Below are 1,182 nucleotides of genomic sequence, written 5' to 3'. Positions count from 1 at the left end.
CCACCACACAGGTGGCGTCGTCGCGGGTGCGGCTCGGATCGTAGCCAAGCCATACCGGGCTGTTGCCGAACGGCCGATCCAGTTCGGGGTCGTAGTCTTCCCACAACGACAGGTCGGAATAGCAGCGCTCCAGATCCTTGAGCCCGAACGCGCTCTGGCTGCTGTCGATGAACTTGCAGTAGAACAGCTGCTGGAATTTGTCTTCGTCGTACTCCAGCTGCAGCTGTTCCAGGTCGAACAGATCGCAGCCGCCGGCGATGGCATCGTCCAGGGTGATGGTCTTGCGCCATTGCCCGTCCGGGCACAGTGCGCCCTGGGTGTAAGACGCTTCAGTGGGCCAGACGCCGCCAGCTTTCTTGCCGCGTTTGCTGTTGCGAAACTCCTCACCGGACCAGAATGGGTACGCCTGGTGCGACACAGCGCTGGGCGTCGAGAAGTAGGTTTTTCGCCACTTTTTGTGGGTGCCCATGGCGCTGGCCACGGTGCTGAGTTTGTCGAAGTCACGTATCCAGAAATACTCATCGACGTAGACGTGGCCATGGTAGCCCTGGGCGGTGCTGCTGTTAGTGCTGAGAAAGCGCAGCTCGGCGCCGTTGCTGAGTGTGATCGGGTTGCCGGTCAGCTCAATGTCAAACCACTGCTTGGCAAACTGGATGATGTAGCTGCGGAAAATTTCCGACTGTGAGCGGCTGGCCGACAGGAACACCTGGTTGTCGCCGGTTAGCACGGCATCCATGAACGCTTCGCCGGCGAAGTAGTAGGTGAGGCCCACCTGGCGGCTTTTCAGGATGTTGCGGATCCGGCACGTCAGCGGGTTTTGCTTGGCCGCGAACAGTTCCTGCTGATAGCGATACATCTTGCTGATGAACTTATCCAGGAAGTCGACTTCGGTCAGCCCGCTGATGTCGTTCTTGGCCTTCTTTTCGCGCTTCTTCCCGCTGCTATCCCCACGGCCCGAACGTTCCCCACGCGCACCCTGGCGGCGTTCTTGGGGTTCGCCGGTAGATTCCCCGGCCGGTGCCGGCGCCGGTTTCACCGCCTGCTTCAACAACCGCTCGCGAACGGTGGTCAGTCGGTCCAGCTCGTTCAGCTCGTCTTTGGTCAGGCTGCTGGCTTTGTCCAGGAGAAGGGTGATTCGCCGGCCGACGGCCGTCAGCGGTTCCTCGTCCGACAGCATGTCTT

General features: G+C 60.7%; 1 protein-coding gene. It reads right to left on the bottom strand.

Going from position 1 to position 1,182, the window contains the following annotated elements:
- On the bottom strand, positions 1-1,182 hold a 1,182-nt coding region (locus H097_RS27340; protein ID WP_032863837.1), incomplete at both ends, for a terminase family protein.

It is taken from the genome of Pseudomonas sp. FH4, from assembly GCF_000510915.2.
Classification (GTDB): Bacteria; Pseudomonadota; Gammaproteobacteria; order Pseudomonadales; family Pseudomonadaceae; genus Aquipseudomonas; species Aquipseudomonas brenneri.
The sequence above is the reverse complement of the archived record's forward strand: the minus strand, read 5'-3'. Positions and strand labels throughout refer to the sequence as shown.